This is a genomic window from Lacisediminimonas profundi (assembly GCF_008831265.1).
In the GTDB taxonomy this organism is placed as follows: Bacteria; Pseudomonadota; Gammaproteobacteria; order Burkholderiales; family Burkholderiaceae_D; genus Lacisediminimonas; species Lacisediminimonas profundi.
On record NZ_VTTH01000006.1, the window covers coordinates 122,948 to 144,208 of the forward strand.

A 21,261-nucleotide genomic window follows, 5' to 3' on the forward strand; every position below is an offset into this window, starting at 1 on the left:
CACGGCACCGCACCAATCCACATCATGAATTCCATACCAGTCAAAGTCAGCCGCAAGAGCCGGGAAGCCGAGGATATTTTCAGCTACGAACTGGTCAGCGCAGATGGCTCCCCATTGCCAGCCTTCACCGCCGGCGCGCATATCGATGTGCAGGTGCGTCCCGGCCTGATCCGCCAATACTCGCTGTGCAACGACCCTGGCGAGCGACATCGTTATGTGATCGGCGTGCTGCGCGACCCGGCGTCGCGCGGCGGCTCGGTGGCCATCCACGCCGGCATCGGCGAAGGCGACATCATTGAAGTCAGCGAGCCCCGAAACCTGTTTCCGTTGATGTCGGCCCGAAAGACACTGCTGTTCGCTGGCGGCATTGGCGTCACGCCGCTGCTATCGATGACGGAACAGTTGTCGAAAACGGGCTCGGATTTCAGCTTGCATTACTGCACCCGTTCGATCGAACGTACCGCATTTCGCGACCGGATCGCGGCGTCGCGCTTCGCCGACCAGGTCCACTTTCACCTGGACGACGGCGCCGCAGCACAAAGGCTCGACCTGCAGGCGCTGCTGGGTCATCCCGATGCCGACACGAATTTGTACGTGTGCGGTCCGGCCGGCTTCATCGAATATGTGACCGGCACTGCCCGTACGCTCGGCTGGCCGGCCCGGTGCCTGCATGTGGAGTACTTCACGGCGGCGCCGCAAGATGCGTCCGGCGACGATGGCTTCGAAGTGCGGATTGCGAGCTCAGGTGAGGTGATTGCCGTTGCGCCGGGGCAGTCGGTGGTGGCCGCACTCGGCGAGCACGGGATCGAGATACCCCTGTCGTGCGAGCAGGGTTTCTGCGGAACCTGCCTGACCGGCGTGCTGGAGGGCACTCCCGACCATCGCGATATCTTCCTCACCGACGAGGAGCGCAGCCGCAATGACCAGTTCACGCCCTGCTGTTCGCGCTCCAGGACCAGGATGCTGGTGCTCGACCTGTAAGGGCCGCTGCCGCTGGACCAATCAAACCCGGCGGCGGAATCGCCAATCGCGCCGTCTCAATACGCTTCCGAGAGCTGGTCCAGCAGGTTCAGTGAAGAAACCTGCAGCGGCATCAGGCGCGCGCAGGCCAGCAGTTCGGCGGCCATCTGGTCGACTGCCTCGTCGCTGAAATCGGCGGAGTGCCCGGTCAGCGCAATGCATCCGACCGCCCGCCGGTCCCATGAATGGAAGTTGGCCGACAACGCGCTCAGCCCGTCATAGAACTCGTCGCGCACCAGCGAATAGCCGCGCGAGGCAGCAAGCTCGAGATCGGCCTGCAAGGCTGCTTCCGAGGTGATGGTGGAAGATGTGTACGTGGCATAGGGCGCCGCGCCCAGCAGCGCCTTGCGGCGGGCGGGTCCCATTGCGAGCAGCAGCGCCTTGCCTGGTCCGGATGCATGCAGCGGCCCCTGCAACCAGTTGGAGTAGTAGGGACTGAGCGAGCCGGCGGACTGCATGATGTCGACCACGACCCGTTCCGTGCCGAGATAGGCCACCAGCACCACTGTCTTGGAGACCTTGGCCGCCAGTTCACGGATGATCGGATCGGCCTCCCTGCGCAACTGCTCCAGCGGATGCATCAGCGGCAGCGGCCGCATTGCCTTGGGCGAAGCAAGATAGCGTTTGCCATCGCCCACCCGGATCAGTTGGCGCGCCTCTTCGAGCGCGCGCAGCAGGCGCAAGGTGGTGCTCTGGTCGAGGTCGACCTCGCCTGCGATTTCTGCCAGCGACAGGGCACGTCCCGCGGGGATCAGCACATCCATGATGGCCAGCCCGCGTGACAGGGTGCCCGACCGCAGGCTGCTGCCGCTGTCGGCTACAGCCTCCAGCCCTTCGTCGCTTGCCATCTTTGGCGCGGGAGATCGTTTGGACATGTGTCAGGGTGCCAGGGTCAGAAGTAAATGACGCTTGAGAGCGCAGAGCAAGTCACGCGCCAGGCATGCGCAAAACCTGGCGCCATCTGCCAGGTTTTCAAGCCTGGCCACGTCCGGCTGCAATCGCCGCCGCCCGCACCTCGTCCAGCGTGAATGCCGGGCTGATCGCCTGCGGGTCAATCAGGCAATGGATGATGGACGGCCGCCCCGACGCCCTTGCCCGCGCAAAGGCCGGCGCAAACTCTTCCGTGCGCTCCACCCTCTCGCCATGGCCGCCGAAGGCTTTGGCATAGGCGGAAAAGTCCGGATTGCGCAGTTGGGTCGCGCTGATGCGTCCCGGATATTCCCGCTCCTGGTGCATGCGGATGGTGCCATACATGCCATTGTCGACGACGATTACCACCACCGGCAGGTCGTACTGTACCGCCGTGGCGAACTCTTGCCCGTTCATCAGGAAGCAGCCATCGCCCGCAAAGGCGATCACCGTGCGGCCGGGGAACACCCGCTGCGCACCGACCGCAGCCGGGACGCCATACCCCATGGATCCGGAGGTCGGCGCGAGCTGCGTGCCGAAGGCGCGAAAGCGATAGAAGCGGTGTATCCAGGTGGCATAGTTGCCGGCACCGTTGCAGATGATGGCATCGGCCGGCAGTGTTTGGTTAAGGTAGTCCATCACCTCCGCCATCTGCAGGTCGCCGGGTGTGCGGATCGCGCTGGCATCGCTCCACGCCAGGTAGTCGGCGCGGGCCTGCTCGCGATAGCTGCTGCGCGACACCGAGGGCGCCACTTTGGCCTGCCGCAGCGCCTGGACGAAGGCGGCCGGGCTTGCATTGATAGCCAGGTCAGGGCGGTACACCCGACCCAGTTCGCTGCTGTCGGGATGGACATGCACCAGCTTCTGGCTCGGCGCCGGGATCCCGAGCAGCTGGTAACCTTGGCTGGGCACCTCGGACATGCGGCTGCCCACCAGGATCACCAGGTCAGCCTGCTTCGCGCGCGCCACCAGCTGCGGGTTCGGGCCGAAACCAAGGTCGCCTGCAAAGCACGGGTTTTCAACGGAAAACAGCATCTGCCGCCGCAGCGACACCGTCACGGGGATGTCCCACTGGCGGGCGATGTCCTCGAATTCGCCGACCGCCTGGGCCGACCAGCGGGAGCCACCCAGCACCACCAGCGGACGCTGGGCCTGTCCCAGCAATGCGACCAGCTCGGCAATCTGGTCCGGCCCCGGGTGCGCCTCCACCGGCAGCGCCGGCTTGCCGTCCGGCGCGTCGGTCATGTCCACCAGCATGTCCTCGGGCAGCGCGATCACCACCGGACCGGGCCGCCCCGAGCTGGCGGTATGTACCGCGCGCGAAATGATCTCGGGAATGCGGTCGGCGCTGTCGACCTCGGTCACCCATTTGGCCATGGCCCCGAAGGCCGCGCGGTAATCGAGCTCCTGCAGTGCGCCGCGTTCGCGCACATTGCGTTCGACCTGGCCAACGAAGACCAGCAAGGGTGTGGAATCGTGCTGCGCAATGTGGATGCCCGGCGCCGCATTGGCCGCGCCAGGGCCGCGCGTCACGAAGCAGGCCGCGGGCCGGCCGGTCAGCTTGCCGTGCGCCTCCGCCATCATTGCTGCGCCACCTTCCTGGCGGCAAACCGTCACCTGGATCTCGGTGTCAACCAGCGCGTCGAGCACGGCCAGGTAACTTTCACCGGGGACGCAAAAAACATGATCAATTCCGTGAATGCGGAGTTGGTCTACCAGGGCGCGGGCGCCAGTTCGGGATGTGGATGCAGACATGGGCAGGCTCGATGATTTGGCAGGTGGGCGCGTGACACGGCGCAATTACCTATTGTCATTCATTGAAATATTAATTTCAATATTATTTACTCATAAGCCTGTTTATTAAAATAAATATCGTGCAATAATTCCGGCTGACCACGCGCAGATGTGGGGCGCAAAGATGGATTACATGACTAATGGAGACGAGTGACATGGAAGTAACAGGCAAGCGACTTGCTTTGAAGAGTCTGGCTGTGGCGCTGGTTGCCGGGTCGGCAGTTTTTTCCGGACTGGCGATGGCGCAGGCTGACTACCCGAACCGTCCCATCACCTTCATGGTTCCTTACGCTGCCGGCGGTCCGACTGACGTCATCGCCAGGAAGCTGGCGCTGGGCCTGACCCAGGAATTGGGACAGACCGTCGTGGTCGAAAACAGGACCGGCGCCGGCGGCCTGATCACGCTGGGCTTGCTGGCACGGGCCCAGCCCGACGGCTACACGCTGGCTTTCGTCGCGTCACCGGTGACGGCGATCTCGCCGCTGACCCAGCCCAATTTCCCGTATGACACGGTGACCGCGTTCACCCCGATTACCGACGTGGTCGACTATTCGCTGGTGCTGATGGCAGGCAAACATGTGCCGGCTAAAAATGTCGCGGAGCTGGTCGACTACGCCAGGAAGAACCCCAAGGCGGTTTCCTATGGATCTTCGGGTATCGGCGGCACCAACCACCTGGCCGGCGAACTGTTCTCCCGCGCCGCGGCAGCGCCGATGCTGCATGTCCCGTACAAAGGCAATGCCCCGGCGGTCAATGATGCGATGGCAGGGCAGATCAGCTTCGTTTTTGACCAGCCCAATACCGCCCAGGCCATGGCGCGCAGCGGCAAACTGACGCCGCTGGCAATCACTTCGGCCAAGCGCAACCCCATGCTGCCCGACGTGCCGACGATGATCGAGAGCGGCTATCCCGACATGGTGGTCGAAGGATGGCAGGGCCTGATCGGCCCCGGAAAACTGCCGCCGCAGGTGGTGAAGAAGCTCGAAGACGCGATCCGTAAAGTCAAGGCATCGCGTGTCTTTGCCGATAGTGTCGAGTCCGGTGGATTCATCATGACGCCGACTTCGTCCGCGGCCTTTGGCGAGCGCATGCGCAAGGAGCGCGACTTCTGGAAGAACGTGATCACCAGCGGCAACATCAAGCTGCAATGAGCCGGCGTCAGTTCCTGTCCCATCAGGATTTTGAAGACCTCGCCAGGCGCCGCCTTCCGAGCATGGTGTACGGCTATGTCGCGGGCGGCACCGAAGACGGGCTGACCCGCGACGCCAACCGGCAGGCTTTCCGCGACTATGCTTTCATGCCGCGCGGACTGGCCGGCATCGCTGTTCGCAGCCAGGCCGTCGAGTTGTGGGGGCAAACATGGGCCAGTCCGTTCGGCATCGCCCCGATGGGCGTGGCCGCGATCTGCCGGCACCAGTGCGACCGCATCTTCGCCAGCACTGCGGCGCAGGCCGGCTTGCCTTTCATTCTGTCCGGACTATCGACCGAGCCGCTGGAAAATATCCAGCGCCAGGCACCGGGCACCTGGTACCAAGGCTACCTGCCGGGCGACAAGCAAAAACTCGAGCCCCTGCTGGCGCGCCTCAAGCGTGCCGGTTTCGAGGTGCTGGTCGTCACCATCGACACCCCGGTGGGCGCAAACCGCGAAAACAACCAGCGGGCCGGCTTCACCATTCCCTTCAAGCTGAGCGCATCCCTGGTGTGGCAGGGACTGACCCATCCACGCTGGAGCCTCTCGGTTTTCATGCGCACCCTGCTGAGCCAGGGGATTCCCCGCTTCACCAATGTGAGTGCCGACCCGTCGGGCTTCCGCATCAACGAGGAGCCCGCGGGAGGGCTACGCGGCGGCCGTGACCGGCTGGACTGGGAGCATCTGCGGTGGATACGCAAGTACTGGCCAGGCAAGATCGTGCTGAAGGGCGTTGCGCATCCGGAAGATGCGCGCCTGGCGGTTGAGTGCGGGCTGGACGGCGTGATCGTATCCAACCATGGCGGTCGCCAGCTCGATGGCGCACAGGCTTCGCTGCATGCCTTGCCGGCGGTCGTGGCAGCAGTTCCGGCAGACTTTCCGGTGATGGTGGACGGCGGCTTCCGGCGCGGTACCGACATCCTGAAAGCCATCGCACTCGGTGCGCGCATGGTCTTCATTGGCCGGCCGATGATCCATGCCGCCGCCGCCCACGGCGAGCAAGGCGTCGCGCGCCTGATTGAGATCCTCAAGACGGAAGTCGACACCAACCTGGCCCTGCTCGGCTGCACCGACCTGCGCGAACTCGACGGCAGGTATATCACCAAAGCGCGCTGAGATTTACTGACGCTCAACATCAACCCCCAACCTCAACATCCAAGACCATGGCAACTGCAATCATGCTGCGCACCTACGGATCGCCAGACGTGCTGGTGCCGGAGACTGTCGAGGTCGGCCAACCGGCCGCCAACGAGCTCCGCATCCGCCAGACCGCGATCGGGGTGAATTTCCATGACGTGTATGTCCGCACGGGGCTCTACAAGACCTTGGCCTTGCCTGGCATTCCGGGCATCGAAGGTGCCGGCGTCGTGGAACAAGTAGGCCCTGGCACTGAAGGATTCGCGCCGGGCGACCGGGTTGCCTACATCACCCGGCAATACGGGGCCTACGCCTCCGAACGCCTGTTGCCGGTGCATCTCGCCGTGAAGCTGCCAGCTGACGTGAGCGAAGAGCTCGCGGCCAGCAATTTCCTGAAGGCGCTGACAGCGGAAGTGCTGGTCAACCGCGTGCATGCGGTCGCTGCCGGCCAATTCGTGCTGGTGCACGCCGCTGCCGGCGGCGTTGGAAAACTTCTCGTTCAATGGGCCAGCCGCAAGGGCGCAATCGTGATCGGCACCGCCGGCAGCGCCGAAAAAGCCGCCATCGCAAAAGCCGCAGGTTGCGCCCACGCCATCAACTACCGGGAAGAAGACTTTGCCGCCCGCGTGCGCGAGATCACCAATGGCCAGGGCGTGCATGTGGCCTACGACGCCGTCGGACGGGACACCTTTGACGGCTCGCTGGAATGCCTGCGCGCGCGCGGTCACCTGGTGAACTATGGCCAGGCATCCGGCCCGATCCCGCCTTTTGATATCTCGCGCCTGATGCCACGTTCGAACTCGCTGACGCGGCCGAGCGTCTTCAACTACGCTGCCGAGCCAGCCCTGTACCGGGAAATGGCGGCAAATGTTTTTGCCGCATTCAGCGACGGCACCCTGTCCCGCGAGACCGGCCAGGCCTTTGCGCTGGCGGCAGCCGCCGATGCACACCGCGCACTCGAATCACGCGAGCGCGCCACCTCCATCATCCTGAAACCATGAGGCTTGAGATTCCATGATCCTGATTGAAGTGACCCTGATTGCCGGCCGCAGCCCTGAGCAGAAGACCGCCATGTTCAGGGAGATGACGCAAGCCGCCAGCATCGCCCTCAAGGTGCCGGCCGACACGGTGCGCATCGCCCTGAACGAAATCCGGCCGGACCATTTTGCTGCGGGAGGCATCGCCAAGACCGGCCCCTCCAGCAATGCTGCACCGGCACCCGCACCTGCTCCCTGACCCGACCACGAGGCAACATAACCATGCCCATCATTCGAGTGACACTACCTGCCGTGTTCAACGCAGAAGAAAAAGCGGCGCTGTTCCACGGCCTGACCCAGGCCGCACACCAGACCGTCGACGCGCCGCTCAGCGCCGTGCGCGTTGTCCTGCTTGAAGTACCTGCGCAAAACTTTGCCCACGCGGGCGCTGGACTGAACGAACAGACAGTCATCCAGCGCACCCCTGGCACCTGAGGCAGAAAGAAAGCAATCACATGAAATTCGGAATCGAAGGAAAGACCGCGCTGGTGTGCGGCGCCAGCAAGGGACTGGGCCGTGCCTGCGCCGAGGCGCTGGCGGATGAGGGCGTGCAACTGGTCATCGTTGCCCGCCAGGCCGATGCACTGGCACAGGCTGCGCATGAGATCGCACAGCGCAGCGGCACCCGGGTCATACCGGTCGCCGCCGACGTCACCACGCCGGAGGGCCGGGCGCTGGCGCTTGACGCCGCCACCCAACTGGCGCATGGCGCAGCAGCAGCCTACGACATCGTCGTGACCAATGCCGGCGGCCCGCAGACCGGTGACTACCGCGACCTCGACATCGAAAAATGGCAGGCTGCGCTCAACGCCAACATGCTGTCGCCGATCGAGCTGATGCGCGCCACGGTCGATGGCATGATAGCCCGCGGCTGGGGCCGCATCGTCAACATCACCAGTGCCGCCGTCAAGGCGCCCAGCCCCTACCTGAGCCTGTCCAACGGCAGCCGTACCGGCCTGACCGGCTTTGTGGCGGGCTTCGCCCGGCAGGTCGCGCCCATGGGCGTGACTGTCAACAACCTGTTGCCCGGAACGTTCGCAACCGACCGCCTGAAAGGCAATCTGGTGGCCGGCGCGAAACAGGCAGACATGGCGCTGGATGCCTACACCGACATGCGCATCAAGGGCGTTCCTGCCCGCCGTTTTGGCGACCCCGCCGAATTCGGCGCGGCCTGCGCCTTCCTGTGCAGCCAGCAGGCCGGCTACATCACTGCCCAGAACATGTTGATCGACGGCGGCGCCTATCCAGGCACGTTCTGATACCGGCACGCTCTGACACTCGCACCCTTCCACTCATACTAAAAATCAGATTTCAACCTGAGAGACAACCATGAAAAAAACCGTCCTTTCCCTGCTCCTCGCTCCGGCCCTGGCACTGGCCTCTTACGCAGGCTCTGCCGGCGCCGCCGACTACCCGCAAAAGCCGATCCGCATGGTGGTGCCTTTTGCGCCGGGCGGCATCACCGATGTGATGGGCCGCACGATTGCCAACAAGCTCACCGCGGAACTGGGCCAGCCCGTCATTGTGGAAAACAAGCCGGGCGCGAGCGGCATGATCGGTTGCGAGATGGTGGCCAAGTCCGCCCCTGACGGCTACACCCTGCTGATGGCCGGCATCGCACCGCTGGGAACCAATCCGGTGATGTACAAGGCCATCAAGTACGATCCGGTCAAGAGCTTCGAACACATCTCGATGATCGCCAAGCAACCGCTGATCGTCGCCATCAATCCCAAGATCCCGGCAAACAACATCCAGGAACTGGTGGCCTACCTGAAGAAGCGGCCCGCCGGCGACATGTTCTATGGCACCTCCGGCAGCTCCTACCAGTTGATCACCGAAGCGTTCACTAGCGCGCTGGGCGTCAAGATGACGCACGTTCCCTTCAAAGGCAGCACCCCGGCAATCGAGGCGCTGATCGGCGGCCAGATCGGCTTCATGATCGATCCGTTCTCGACTCTGAACGGCCAGGTCAAGGGTGGTCGGGTCAAGGGCCTTGCCCTGACCTCCGACAAGCGGCTGGAAATCGCAAATGAATTGCCGACCGTGTCCGAGACTGCCATTGCCGGCTTCGAAGCATCGTCATGGCAAGGCGTGCTGGCCCCGGCTGGCACGCCGGCCGACATCGTCAAGAAGCTCAACGAAGCGATCGTCAAGATTCTCAAGACTAACGAAATCAAGCAGCAATTTGCCGCCGCCGGCGTGCAGCCTTCGCCCTCCACGCCAGCCGAGTTCAGGAAGCACATCGTGGATGAGAACGCACGCTGGAGGAAAGTGGCGGACACTGCCGGCATCGTGGCCGAGTAAGGCTGCGCAATGGACTTGTACACCCGCCATGACAGGCGCGCCGTGCCTGATGAAGCGATGCAGGCATTGAGCAGCACCTTCGGCAGCCGGTTCAACACCAGCATGGCGGTGCGCGAGCACCACGGCAAGGACGAGTCGCCCTACCCGGCCTGCCCGCCCGACGCCGTGGTGTTCGCCGAAAGCGTCGAGGACGTGATCGAGGCAGTGCGCATTTGCAGCCAATACAAGGTGCCGCTGGTCCCGTTCGGCATCGGGTCTTCGATGGAGGGGCATATCCATCCGGTGCAGGGTGGTATTACCCTGGACATGTCCGGCATGAACAAGGTGCTGGCGGTGAATGCCGAGGACTTCACCGTGACGGTGCAGCCGGGCGTGCTGCGGCTGCAGCTCAACGACGAGATCCGCGACACCGGCCTGTTCTTTCCTATCGATCCGGGCGCCAATGCATCGCTCGGGGGAATGGCCGCTACCCGCGCCTCCGGCACCAATGCCGTCAAATACGGGACCATGCGTGAAAACGTGGTCTCGCTCAAGGTGGTCACTGCCGACGGTTCGCTGATACGCACCAGCAGCCGGGCCCGCAAGTCGTCATCGGGCTACGACCTGACCCGGCTGTACGTTGGCAGCGAGGGCACCCTGGGCATCATCGTCGAGGTGACGGTGCGGGTCTATCCGCTGCCGGAAGCGGTATCGGCCGCCATCTGCAATTTCCCGACCCTGCAATCGGCAGTCGACAGCGTGATCCAGATCATGCAGGCCGGCGTTCCCGTTGCCCGCGTCGAATTCATGGATGACCGCGCGGTCAGGGCAGTCAACAGCTACAGCAAGCTGACGCTGAAGGAAACGCCGCTATTGCTGTTCGAATTTCACGGCAGTCCCGCGGCGGTCGAGGAGCATGCGCAACTCGCGCAGGAAATCACGAAGGACAACGGCGGCATGGATTTCGAGTGGGCCGTGAACCCGGAAGACCGCAGCCGGCTCTGGACCGCGCGCCACAAGGGCTATTACGCAGGCCTGCAGATGCGTCCCGGCGCGCGCAGCGTGTCGACCGATGTCTGCGTGCCGATCTCGCGCCTGGCTGACTGCGTCACGCAGACCGTGACCGACCTCGAACAGATGCTCTTTCCGTTCAAGATCGTCGGCCATGTCGGCGACGGCAACTTCCATGTGCAGATGCTGCTGGACCCGGACAGCCAGGACGAATGGGCCAAGTCCGAGGAAATCAACCGGCGCCTGGTGCTGCGCGCCATCCGCATGGACGGCACCTGTTCCGGCGAACACGGGGTGGGCATCCACAAGATGGCCTTCCTGAAGGATGAGCACGGCGAAAAGGCGCTGGAAGTCATGCGCAAGATCAAGCATGCGCTGGATCCGGACAATATTTTCAATCCGGGAAAGATGGTCAGTTGGGATTGACGGGGCGACGGCGAGCGGCGCTTGGCCTGATCGTTGCGTAGGCCGGCGCACGCGACGAACGCTCCCTCCCTTTCCTCAGCCAGCGCCCCACGCCCGCAATATCTCCGCCGCATCCCGCTGCCGCACCTGCGGCGTTGCGCCCGGCGTGCGGCTGAACTTCGGGGCAGGCGAAGGCTGGGTAATGCCGTCGCGCGTGAAAAAAGCCTCGCGAGCGACATTGTGCGGGTGCTGCGGCGCCTCATCCCAGTCCAGCACCGGCGCCGCGCAGGCATCGGTGCCGTCCAGCAGTTGGCACCACTGGTCCCGGGTTTTCGCGCGGAAGATCGCCGCCAGGCGCGACTTCAGTTCCGGCCACATGGCCCGCTCCCACTGGCGCTCGCGCAGCGCCGGGTCATCGATGCCGCAGCGCTGCATCAACTCGGCATAGAACTGCGGCTCGATGGCGCCGACCGCCAGGTACTTGCCATCGGCGCATTGATAGGTGCCGTAGAAATGGGCGCCGCCGTCGAGCAGGTTGTCGCCGCGGCGATTGCTCCAGTTGCCGCTAGCGCGGAAGCCGTAGATCATGGCCGACAGCAGGGCCGAGCCTTCTGTCATCGCCGCATCCACCACCTGCCCCTTGCCTGAACTCCTTGCTTCCAGCACCGCCGCCAGCACGCCGAAGGCGAGCAGCATGCCGCCGCCGCCAAAATCGCCAACCAGATTGAGCGGCACCACCGGCGGACCGCCAGTGTCGCCAATGGCGTGCAGCGCGCCACTCAGGGCAATGTAGTCAATGTCGTGGCCGGCTGCTTGCGCCAGCGGTCCGGTCTGGCCCCAACCTGTCATGCGCCCGTAGACCAGCTGCGGCCGCCGTGCCAGGCAGACATCCGGCCCCAGGCCCAGGCGCTCCATCACGCCCGGACGGAAACCCTCTACCAGCACGTCGGCCGATTCGAGCATGCGCAATACCACCTGCGCATTTTCCGGCTGGCGCAGGTCGAGCTCAAGCACCTCGCGGCCGCGCGCGGTGACATCGAAGCGATCGATGCGGGCCGCGCCGCCCGGCCGCTCGATGCGCACAATCTCGGCGCCGGCATCGGCAAACATCATCGCGCAGAACGGGGCGGGGCCCATGCCGCCCATCTCGATCACCTTCAGGCCTTGAAGCGGTCCCGCCATCTTTACCTCGCTCGCGTGCTGTGCCGGGTTCAGAGATTGCGCTGGAACAGGTCGAACAGGACCTCCCAGTGCCGCTCCGACGCGCCCTTGTGGAACGCCTTGCGCGCCGGGAAGGCAAAGCCGTGCTCGCGATGCGGATAGATCTCGATCCGGTTGCGGACCCTGGCCTTTTCGAGCACGTCCTTTACTGCATTGAGTTCGTCCATGCCGATGTACTTGTCGTGTTCGGCAGAACCGAAATACATTTCGCCCTTGATGCGGTCGGCAATCAGGTGCGCCGAGTCCGGCTTGTCGGTGATCAGGTGCACGCCGTAGAGCGAAGCCGCCGCCGCCACCCGTTCCGGATATTCGCCGGCCACGCGGAACACGAACGGGCCGCTCATGCAATAGCCGATGATGGCCAGCTTGCCGGGACGGGCCGCGGGATCGCTGTCGATGAATTCCAGCAGCGAGCCGGTGTCCTGCGCCACCATGGTGTTGGACAGGCCGTCGATCAGGGACCACAGCAGGCGGAATTTTTCGTCGTAGGCCGGGTCGAGGATGCGCACCGGGTCGATGTCGACTGAGCGATAACGGCGATAGTAGAGGTTGGGCATGATGACGTAATAGCCCACCGTGGCGATGCGCCGGCACATGTCGGCCAACTCCTCGCGCACACCGATCGAATCCATGTACATCACGACCACCGGGAACGGACCCGGGCGGTCGGGATGGTAGATATATGTGTTCATTTCCCCGTCACGGGTCTTGATCTCGACGACGCGTTCCTGCATCTGGCTGTCTCCTTGTCTGTTTTGGTTCGGCTTGGTCTAGACTTCCCGGTTCCACACCGGCTTGCGCTTCTCCGCGAAAGCGAGGGCGCCTTCGCGTGCATCGGGCGACTGGAACACAGGTTCGGAAAGCACACGCTGGCGCTCGAACAACTCCGATACCGGCCAGTCTGCGGACTCCATGATCACGCGCTTGCTGGTGATGACCGCCAGCGGACCGTTCTCGCCGATCGCGCGCGCCAGTGCCAGCGCTTCTTCCAGCGCATGGCCGGACGGGACGACACGGTTCAGCAGGCCGCACTCATGCAGCCGTGCCGCGCTCGTCATGTTACCGGTCAGCGCCAGCTCCATCGCCACCCGTTGCGGCAACTGCCGCGGCAGGCGAACCAGGCCGCCGGCGGTGGCCATCAATCCGCGCTTGGTTTCGGGCAAGCCAAACCTGGCGTCCTCCGCGGCCACGACCAGGTCGCACGAAAGCACGATCTCGAAGCCGCCCGCCAGCGCATAGCCTTCGACTGCGGCCAGCAAGGGCTTCTTCGGCGGCCTTTCTGCGATGCCTGCGAATCCGCGGCCCTCGACACGCGGCCGCTCGCCGCGCAAGAAGGCTTTCAAGTCCATGCCGGAACAGAAGTTGCCGCCGGCGCCGGTAATCACTGCGGCATAGAGGTCTGGGCGGCGGTCAAGCTCGTCTAGCGCCGCGGCCACACCTTGCGCCAGGGCCAGCGTAACGGCATTGCGCGCTTCCGGCCGATTAAGCGTGATGATCTGGATGCCATCCGATTCAGTGACGAGTACTTCCTGGGTCATGCTGTGTCTCCTTCAGAAGATTAACGCGGCGCCATGCGGATCGCGCCATCGAGGCGGATCGTTTCGCCGTTGAACATCGGGTTCTCCACAATCTGCATGACCAGCATCGCAAATTCGTCCGGCTTGCCCAGCCGTGCCGGATTCGGAACCATCTTGCCCAGCGAGAGCTTGACCTCTTCAGGCAGGCGCGCCAGCAAAGGCGTATCGAACAAGCCGGGGGCAATGGTGCAGACCCTGATTTCGCTCCTGGCCAGGTCGCGTGCCGCGACCAGCGTCATGCCGACGATGCCGGCCTTGGCCGATGCGTAAGGCACCTGTCCGACCTGGCCTTCGTAGGCTGCGATCGAAGATGTCAGCACGCAAACGCCGCGCTCGCCGTCGATCGGCTCGTTCTTTGCCATCCGCGAGGCGGCCAGGCGCAGTGCATTGAAGGTGCCGAACAGGTTGACCCGCACCACGGATTCATAGGCTTCCTGGGAACCGGGAGAGCCATCTTTTTCCACGATCCGTACCGCACCGCCGCGGCCGGCGCAATTCACCAGCACCCGTAGCGGACCCAATGCCTCTGCCGCGTCGCATGCGGCAATCATCTGCGCTTCGCTAGTGACGTCGGCCGCGACGAAACGCGCGGCGTCGCCCAGTTCGCGCGCCACCTCTTCGCCGTTGGAACCCGGCAGATCGGCAATCACCACTTTCGCGCCTTGCGCAATCAGCCGCCGCACGCTCGCCAGGCCCAGGCCTGAGGCGCCGCCGGTCACAAGAGCTGAGGCCCCTTTGATCTGCATGTTTGTTATCTCCTGATAGATCTGAAATCTGAATTTGTCTGCAATCTGAATGTGTCTGGATATTTCCTGATCAACGAGCTGTCACAGCCGCTCGATGATGGTGGCGTTGGCCATGCCGCCCGCTTCGCACATGGTCTGCAGGCCGTAACGGCCGCCACTCGCCTCCAGTCCATTGACCATCGTGGTCAGCAGTCGCACGCCGGACGCGCCCAGCGGATGACCGAGCGCGATCGCGCCGCCGCAGGGATTGAGCCGCGCCGGATCCGCGCCCAGCTCCCGTTGCCACGCCAGCGGCACCGAGGCGAAGGCTTCGTTCACCTCGAAATGGTCGATGGCATCGAGGCTGATGCCGGTCTTTTGCAGAACCCGGCGGGTGGAGCGGATCGGTGCGGTCAGCATCAGCAGCGGGTCGTCGCCGCAGACATCGAATGCGACCAGCCGCGCGCGCGGCGTCAGGTTCAGCTGGGAAGCCCGCTTTTCGCTCATGATCAGCGTCACTGCAGCGCCATCGGAAATCTGTGACGAGTTGCCGGCCGTGGTGCTCCAGCGGATCTGCGGAAAGCGCGCGGACAAGGCGGCGTCCTCGAACGAGGGTTTCAATTGCGACAGCCGTTCCATCGTCGTTTCGGCGCGGATGGTCTCGTCGAATTCGATCACGGCCATGCCGTCTTCACGCTGGACGCGAATCGGCAGGATCTCGCGCGCGAACTGGCCGGATGCGCGGGCCGCATCGGCGCGCTGGTGCGAGCGGATTGCGTACTCGTCAAGGTCCTGCCGTGTGATGCCCCATTTCGCCGCCACCAGGTCGGCCGATACGCCCTGCCCGACCAGTCCCTCTGGATAGCGCGCATGGAAAGATGGGCCAAACGGATCGCGGCCGACGCGGGCACTGCCCATCGGCACCCTGCTCATCGACTCGATGCCGCCGGCGATCACGATGTCATAGGCACCCGCGATCACGCCCTGCGCGGCGAAATGCACAGCCTGCTGGCTCGATCCGCACTTGCGCTCGATGGTCGTGGAAGGAACGTGCTCCGGAAATCCGGCCCCCAGCCATGCGCCCCGACCAGGGGTCGATGACTGTTCGCCGACCTGGCTGACGCAACCGATGATCACATCCTCGACTTCGCCCGGATCAAGGCGGTTGCGCTCCACCAGGCCCTTGAACAACTGGGCCAGCAGTTCGTTCGGATGGGTGTCGACAAAGGCGCCGCCCGCTTTGGTCCGGCCCATGGGTGCGCGCAGCACGTCCACGATTACCGCGTGATTGCTCATTTTCTCTCCTGGCTCCAGCAATATGGCCGGAAAACGAGCCGGCCGTCTTGCTTTCAGTTATAACTGTATCAAAATCAACGATCTTATATTAGCACGCCGCCGAATTTTTCGTATAAAATAAACCATCAGAGTCGTATTGTAGATTTTTACAACCAAAAACCGAACAAAAAATAAGAAAAAATGAGACGGCAGCAACAGACAAGGAATTCGCGTTCCCTGCCCGTGCTCTCCTCAGCCGGTGACCATGCATTTTTTTCCAGTTGCAACCACAGGAGACCAAAGGTGAACAACAAGACGCCGTACAACAGCCGCATCAAACTCAACCGCCGATCCCTGCTGCGCACCGTCGCCACGGCTACGGCGGCGGCAGGTTTTGCCCTTGCAGCCGCCGCGCCGGCCATGGCGCAGCAGGGGATCTCCGACGGTGTCGTGAAGATCGGACTGATCCTCGACATGAGCGGCGTCTATGCCGATATTTCGGGCAAGGGTTCAGCGACGGCTGCGCAGTTGGCGATCGAGGATTTCGGCGGCGCCGTGCTGGGCAAGAAGATCGAGTTGGTGGTAGCGGATCACCAGCTCAAGCCCGACAACGCCGCCTCCAGGGCGCGCCAGTGGTTCGACCAGGACAAGGTCGATGCCATCCACGACGTGACCGGCTCCGCCGCTTCGCTGGCCGTGCTGCAGATCGCAAAGGAAAAGAACCGGATCGCCGTGTTCAACGGCCCGGCGACGGAGCGCTTCACCAACGACCTGTGCACGCCGGTCTCGGCTCACTATGCCTACGATTCCTACGCGCTGGCCAATACCGTTGCCCGCGCGCTGGTCAACTCCGGCAAGAAGGACTGGTACTTCCTGACCGTGGATTACGCCGGCGGTCATGACCTGGAGAAAAACGCCGCAGCTGCTGTCCTGCGTGGCGGCGGCAAGGTAGTGGGCTCGGTGCGCCACCCGCTCGGCGCCTCGGACTTTTCTTCGTTCGTGGTGCAGGCGCAGGCCAGCCGCGCGAGCGTGATCGGCCTGGCCAATGCCGGCGGCGACACCATCAATGCCATCAAGGCGGCGCGAGATTTCGGCATTGGCACCGGCAACAGCAAGCAGATCCTTGCGGCCACGCTCCTGTACATCAACGACATCCACGCGCTCGGCCTTCCTGCCACCCAGGGGATGGTGCTGGCGGAGGGCTTCTACTGGGATCTGAACGCCGAAACCCGCGCCTGGTCGCGCCGCTACTTCGAGCGGATGAAGCGCATGCCCAACATGAGCCAGGCGGGCGTGTATTCCTCGGTGCTGCACTACCTGAAGGCGGTAAAAGCCGCTGGCACCGACGACACCGCAGCCGTGATGCGCAAGATGAAGGAATTGCCGGTGAATGACTTCTTCGCCAAAAATGGCCGGATCCGCGAGGACGGCCGCATGGTGCACGACATGTATCTCTTCAAGGTGAAGACGCCGGCCGAATCGAAATACCCGTGGGATTACTACACCCACGTCGGCACGGTGCCGGGCAAGGATGCCTTCCGCCCGCTGTCCGAGTCGGCCTGCCCGCTGCTGAAAAAATCCTGAGGCCAGCGCGTTGGCATCTCTCCTGAACCGCCCGCTGGCGCTGGCTTGTGGCGCCAGCCTGTCCAACCGTATCGCCAAGGCAGCGCTGACCGAAGGGCTGGCCGATCCTGCGACCAACCAGTCGACCGAGCGGCACTGCCGGCTGTACCGCCGCTGGTCCGAGGGCGGTGCTGGCTTGCTCATCACGGGCAATGTGCAGGTGGATCGCCGCTTCCTCGAACGGCCGGGCAATGTCGCGATTGACCACAATGAAGGCATTGCCGCCTTGCGCCGCTATGCCCTTGCCGGCACCTGCGCGGGGAATCACCTGTGGATGCAGTTGAACCATCCCGGCCGGCAGACCCCGGCTCACGTCCATCAAGCGCCGCTCGCGCCATCGGCGGTGCCGGTGGAACTGCCCGGCTTTGGCCGGCCGGTCGCGATGTCCGGGGAGGACATACTGGACGTGATCGGGCGCTTCGCGCAGGCGGCGTCGGTGGCGCGCGAGACCGGGTTCACCGGCGTGCAGATCCATGCGGCGCATGGCTACCTGCTGTCACAATTCCTCAATCCGCGGGCAAATCGCCGTGAAGATGAGTGGGGCGGCACGCTCGACAACCGGGCCAGGGCGCTGCTTGAGACCGTGCGCGCCGTGCGCCGTGCTGTCGGCGCGGATTTCCCGGTCGCAGTAAAGCTCAACTCCTCGGATTTCCAGCAGGGTGGTTTCAGCACTGCCGAGTCGCTGCAGGTGGTGCAATGGCTGGAGCAGGAAGGAGTGGACTTGCTGGAAATCTCCGGGGGAAACTACGAGCAGCCGCGGATGGTGGTGGCCGCTCGCGTGCCATTGAAGGAAAGTACGCGCCGGCGCGAAGCCTACTTCCTCGAACAGGCGGCCGGCATCCGTGCCGCCTGCCGTATTCCCTTGATGGTGACCGGCGGCTTCCGTACCCTTGCGGCAATGGAGTCTGCGCTGGCTGCGGATGAGGTCGACGTGATCGGACTGGGGCGGCCGCTGCTGGTCGAACCGGACGCGCCGCGGCGCCTGCTGGCTGGCGTGACGCATGCACTGCCCTCCCCCGAGCTGACGCTGCAACTGGAGGACGGGGCCGGCGAGCTCGATGAGCAAGAGCGCGCGGCCGCCAAAATGTGGAGCATACAGGGCTGGTTTGCAGTGCAGATGCTGCGCATGGGCGACGGACTGGATCCGGATCCTTCGCTCAGCGTGCTGCACGCCTTCCGGCAATACCAGGCCAATGAACACCAGGCGGCGCAAGAGCGCAACCGATCTGGTGCAACGAATGGAGCAAAGGTCTTATGAGCGAGAACACGCTTTTCAACATCCTCGCCACTGCGCCCGCGGAGGCGGTGTGCATGCATATCCAGGGGCGCAACGTAAGCTACGGCACGGTGCGCGATCAGGCGCTGCGCATTGCCCAGGGATTGCGCGATGCCGGCATCCGTCGCGGCGACACCGCGGCCCTGTGGCTGCCCAACCTGCCTGAATGGCTTTCGATCGCGTGGGCTTGCGCCCGGATCGGCGTGAATGTGCTGCCGCTGAACATGCGCTATGGAACCCGCGAGGTCGGCGATTTCCTGTCCCGCAGCCGCGCCAGCGCGCTGTTCTACATGCCCGGGTATCGCGGACTGCGCTACGACGAGACGCTGTGCAATGTGGAGCCGGAGCGCCTGTCCACGCTGCGGATAACGGTCGCCGCCGGCCCGCGTGACGCTGAAAAATCGCTGGCTGGCGTGCAGGCGCTGGGGCTGGACGAGCTGCTGCGCAACCATCCTTGCAAGACCGAGGACGGACAAGCCGAGGACCGCGCCATCGTATTCGCCTCGTCGGGCACCACCAGCCTGCCCAAGCTGATCTGCCACCTGCAGCGCAGCGTCGCGCGCCATGCGCGCGACGTCGACGCCGCGTTCCATATCGGCCAGCAGTCGCGGGTATTGCTTGCAGTTCCGTTCGGCGGCGCCTTCGGCTACACGATTGCCGTCGGCGCCCTGGCTGCCCACGCCACGCTGGTGGTGCAGGAGCAGTTCGATCCGGCGGAAGCGGCCGACCTGCTCGCCTCGCAGCAAGCCACGCACATGTTCGGCACCGACGACATGATCGACAAGCTGCTCACCGCGGCCGGCCCTGATGCTCGCTTTCCGGCACTGCAGGTATACGGCCATGCCAACTTCACGCCGGCGCTGGGCGCCACCCTGCCGGCCAAGGCCGCAGCGCACGGCGTGCCATTGCGCGGCTGCTACGGCCTGAGCGAAGCGATGGCCCTGTTCGCCACCCAACCCGAGGATGGCACGCCAGAGCGGCGCGCAATGTCAGGCGGGATTCCGGTGTGCCCGCAAGGAAAGGTGCGGGTGCGCAGCCTGGAAACCGGCCAATTGCTGGCGCCTGGCGAGAGCGGCGAGATCGAAATCTTTTCCCCCAACCTCACGGTTGGCTACCTTGGCGACGATGCTGCGACGAAGAAGGCTTTCTGCGAGGACGACTTCTTGCGCACCGGCGACCTCGGCTACATGATGGACGACGGTGGCGTCATCCTGCTGTCGCGCATCGGCGACGTGCTGCGCATAGGCGGCTACCTGGTCAATCCGCTGGAGATCGAGGAGACGGTGCTTGCCCTGTGCGGCGCCGCCGCCTGCCAGGTCATCGCGCTCGATGCCAACAAGAGCGTGCGGCCGGTGGCGTTCGTGATCGGCAAGCCCGGCTACGTTCATGACGAGCGGGCAATCATTGAAGGCTGCCGGAATCGGCTGGCGACCTACAAGGTGCCAATCCGGGTGTTCGAGGTGCCGGACTTTCCGGTGACCGACAGTCCGAACGGAAAGAAGGTAAGAAAAAACGTGCTGAAAGACATGGCAATTGAACTGATCGCCGCAGAAAAGGAATCGCAATGAAACAATGGACACTATGGGAGTTGCCGTTTTTCGGGCCCGAGCACAGCAAGCTGGAAGCCGCACTGCAGCGCTGGCGCGACGACTTTCCACGGATCGAAAAGGCGATCGAGCCATTGCCGCTGGATGAACAATGCCGGGTGCTTGGACGCGAACTGGGACGGGCCGGCCTGCTTGAATATGCCGTGCCGGATCCGGTCGCGGGAGGCACGGTCGACGTGCGCGCCGCCTGCATGATCCGCGAGGCTTTGTCCTACGACAGCCCGCTGGCTGATTTCGTGTTCGCCATGCAGGGCATCGGCTCGGCTGCGATCTGGCTGTTCGGCAGCGAAGAACAGAAACGCACCTATCTGGCCGGCAGCCGCGACGGCTCGCGCCTGGCAGCGTTCGCCATGTCGGAGCCTGATGGCAGTTCCGATGTCGCCTCCATGACCACCCGTGCCCGCATCGACGGCGACGACTATGTGATCGACGGCGTCAAGACCTGGATTTCCAACGGCGGCATTGCCAACCAGTACATCGTGATCGCGCGCACCGAGGACATGCCCGGCTCCAAGGGCCTGTCGGCGATCCTGGTGGATGCCGACACGCCTGGCCTGACGATCGAATCGCGCATCGACATCATTGCGCCGCATCCGCTGGCCACCATCCGCTTCGAAGGCTGCCGCGTGCCGCGCAGCCAGCTGATCGGCGAGCCGGGAGCGGGATTTCGCATGGCAATGTCGACGCTGGATATCTTCCGCACTTCGGTGGGCGGCGCGGCAGTCGGGCTGGCGCGTCGGGCGCTGGATGAAACGGTCGAGCGCATGCGCGGCCGCCACCTGTTCGGCAAGCAGATGTCGGAAATGGACACGGTGCGCATGAGGGTGGCCGACATGACCCTCGACCTGGAGTCGGCGGTACTGTTGGTCTACCGCGCCGCCTGGCTGAAAGACACGGCTGGCAGGTCCGTGACGCGCGAAGTGGCGCTGGCCAAGCTGGGGGCGACGGAAGCGGCACAGCGCGTGATCGACTCGGCCGTGCAACTGTTCGGCGGCATGGGCGTGACGATCGGCTCGGTGATCGAAAGGCTGTACCGGGACATCCGTCCGATGCGCATCTATGAAGGCGCCTCCGAAGTCCAGAAAATCATCATCGGCAGGAAAATGCTGGGATAAATGCTGGGAATAACACCCGCAGCAAAAAAACAGTGCAATGACGAACCCAGGAGAACA

The 21,261-nt window shown here is 64.1% G+C and carries 20 protein-coding genes; 13 read left to right on the forward strand and 7 right to left on the reverse strand.

Annotation, left to right across the window (positions count from 1 at the left end):
- Window positions 1-24 precede the first annotated feature (24 nt).
- Window positions 25-981, forward strand: coding sequence for a PDR/VanB family oxidoreductase (locus FVE66_RS16900; protein WP_151448647.1), 957 nt, complete (start codon window positions 25-27; stop codon window positions 979-981).
- A 56-nt stretch (window positions 982-1,037) separates the two neighbouring features.
- Here the strand turns inward: FVE66_RS16900 and FVE66_RS16905 are convergent, their stop codons facing one another.
- Both FVE66_RS16905 and FVE66_RS16910 read right to left on the reverse strand, forming a co-directional pair.
- The gene (locus FVE66_RS16905) at window positions 1,038-1,895 is read right to left on the reverse strand and encodes an IclR family transcriptional regulator (RefSeq protein ID WP_151448648.1); all 858 of its coding nucleotides are present in this window, start codon (window positions 1,893-1,895) and stop codon (window positions 1,038-1,040) included.
- Between the two features lie 97 nt (window positions 1,896-1,992).
- The gene (locus FVE66_RS16910; protein ID WP_151448649.1) at window positions 1,993-3,684 is read right to left on the reverse strand and encodes a thiamine pyrophosphate-binding protein; all 1,692 of its coding nucleotides are present in this window, start codon (window positions 3,682-3,684) and stop codon (window positions 1,993-1,995) included.
- A 194-nt stretch (window positions 3,685-3,878) separates the two neighbouring features.
- On the opposite strand from FVE66_RS16910, the gene FVE66_RS16915 reads away from it, so the two are divergent.
- The 8 genes from FVE66_RS16915 (at window position 3,879) to FVE66_RS16950 (ending at window position 10,806) form a co-directional block, all read left to right on the forward strand.
- Complete coding sequence (locus FVE66_RS16915; RefSeq protein ID WP_161993325.1) at window positions 3,879-4,874, forward strand: Bug family tripartite tricarboxylate transporter substrate binding protein; 996 nt, start codon at window positions 3,879-3,881, stop codon at window positions 4,872-4,874.
- The gene (locus FVE66_RS16920) at window positions 4,871-6,028 is read left to right on the forward strand and encodes an alpha-hydroxy acid oxidase (RefSeq protein WP_151448651.1); all 1,158 of its coding nucleotides are present in this window, start codon (window positions 4,871-4,873) and stop codon (window positions 6,026-6,028) included. Before FVE66_RS16915 ends, FVE66_RS16920 begins: the two co-directional genes overlap by 4 nt.
- A 47-nt stretch (window positions 6,029-6,075) precedes the next feature.
- Window positions 6,076-7,050, forward strand: a complete 975-nt coding sequence (locus FVE66_RS16925; protein WP_151448652.1) for a quinone oxidoreductase family protein — start codon at window positions 6,076-6,078, stop codon at window positions 7,048-7,050.
- Window positions 7,051-7,063: 13 nt separating this feature from the next.
- Window positions 7,064-7,285: a tautomerase family protein gene (locus tag FVE66_RS16930; RefSeq protein WP_151448653.1), complete on the forward strand. Its 222-nt coding sequence runs from the start codon at window positions 7,064-7,066 to the stop codon at window positions 7,283-7,285.
- A 23-nt stretch (window positions 7,286-7,308) separates the two neighbouring features.
- On the forward strand, window positions 7,309-7,521 hold the full coding sequence (locus FVE66_RS16935) for a tautomerase family protein (RefSeq protein WP_151448654.1): 213 nt from the start codon (window positions 7,309-7,311) through the stop codon (window positions 7,519-7,521).
- A gap of 20 nt (window positions 7,522-7,541) precedes the next feature.
- Window positions 7,542-8,345: an SDR family oxidoreductase gene (locus FVE66_RS16940; protein ID WP_151448655.1), complete on the forward strand. Its 804-nt coding sequence runs from the start codon at window positions 7,542-7,544 to the stop codon at window positions 8,343-8,345.
- A 70-nt stretch (window positions 8,346-8,415) separates the two neighbouring features.
- Window positions 8,416-9,390 carry a Bug family tripartite tricarboxylate transporter substrate binding protein gene (locus tag FVE66_RS16945; protein WP_151448656.1) on the forward strand — a complete coding sequence of 325 codons (975 nt, stop codon included), beginning with the start codon at window positions 8,416-8,418 and terminating at the stop codon, window positions 9,388-9,390.
- Between the two features lie 9 nt (window positions 9,391-9,399).
- Window positions 9,400-10,806, forward strand: coding sequence for an FAD-binding oxidoreductase (locus tag FVE66_RS16950; RefSeq protein ID WP_151448657.1), 1,407 nt, complete (start codon window positions 9,400-9,402; stop codon window positions 10,804-10,806).
- 75 nt (window positions 10,807-10,881) lie between these two features.
- On the opposite strand, the gene FVE66_RS16955 is transcribed toward FVE66_RS16950, so the two are convergent.
- The 5 genes from FVE66_RS16955 to FVE66_RS16975 all read right to left on the reverse strand — a co-directional run bounded on the left by FVE66_RS16955 (window position 10,882) and on the right by FVE66_RS16975 (window position 15,604).
- Window positions 10,882-11,967, reverse strand: coding sequence for a CaiB/BaiF CoA transferase family protein (locus FVE66_RS16955; protein ID WP_151448658.1), 1,086 nt, complete (start codon window positions 11,965-11,967; stop codon window positions 10,882-10,884).
- Between the two features lie 29 nt (window positions 11,968-11,996).
- A complete protein-coding gene (locus FVE66_RS16960; protein ID WP_151448659.1) occupies window positions 11,997-12,740 on the reverse strand; it encodes a dienelactone hydrolase family protein in 744 nt (247 codons plus the stop codon).
- 36 nt (window positions 12,741-12,776) lie between these two features.
- Window positions 12,777-13,544 (reverse strand): crotonase/enoyl-CoA hydratase family protein, encoded by a 768-nt coding sequence (locus tag FVE66_RS16965; protein ID WP_151448660.1) that lies wholly within the window; start codon window positions 13,542-13,544, stop codon window positions 12,777-12,779.
- Window positions 13,545-13,564: 20 nt separating this feature from the next.
- Window positions 13,565-14,329: an SDR family NAD(P)-dependent oxidoreductase gene (locus FVE66_RS16970; RefSeq protein ID WP_151448661.1), complete on the reverse strand. Its 765-nt coding sequence runs from the start codon at window positions 14,327-14,329 to the stop codon at window positions 13,565-13,567.
- An 81-nt stretch (window positions 14,330-14,410) separates the two neighbouring features.
- Entirely contained in the window at window positions 14,411-15,604 is a 1,194-nt protein-coding gene (locus FVE66_RS16975; protein ID WP_151448662.1) for a thiolase family protein, read from the reverse strand.
- A gap of 282 nt (window positions 15,605-15,886) precedes the next feature.
- Here FVE66_RS16975 and FVE66_RS16980 point away from each other — a divergent pair, with 282 nt between their 5' ends.
- Genes FVE66_RS16980 through FVE66_RS16995 form a run of 4 tightly spaced genes read left to right on the forward strand, consistent with a single transcriptional unit; the run spans window position 15,887 to window position 21,204 of the window.
- A complete protein-coding gene (locus tag FVE66_RS16980) occupies window positions 15,887-17,167 on the forward strand; it encodes an ABC transporter substrate-binding protein (RefSeq protein ID WP_241673255.1) in 1,281 nt (426 codons plus the stop codon).
- 10 nt (window positions 17,168-17,177) lie between these two features.
- Window positions 17,178-18,464, forward strand: a complete 1,287-nt coding sequence (locus FVE66_RS16985) for an NADH:flavin oxidoreductase/NADH oxidase family protein (protein WP_151448663.1) — start codon at window positions 17,178-17,180, stop codon at window positions 18,462-18,464.
- A complete protein-coding gene (locus FVE66_RS16990) occupies window positions 18,461-20,050 on the forward strand; it encodes an AMP-binding protein (RefSeq protein ID WP_151448664.1) in 1,590 nt (529 codons plus the stop codon). Before FVE66_RS16985 ends, FVE66_RS16990 begins: the two co-directional genes overlap by 4 nt.
- Window positions 20,047-21,204, forward strand: a complete 1,158-nt coding sequence (locus FVE66_RS16995; protein ID WP_151448665.1) for an acyl-CoA dehydrogenase family protein — start codon at window positions 20,047-20,049, stop codon at window positions 21,202-21,204. Before FVE66_RS16990 ends, FVE66_RS16995 begins: the two co-directional genes overlap by 4 nt.
- Window positions 21,205-21,261 lie beyond the last annotated feature (57 nt).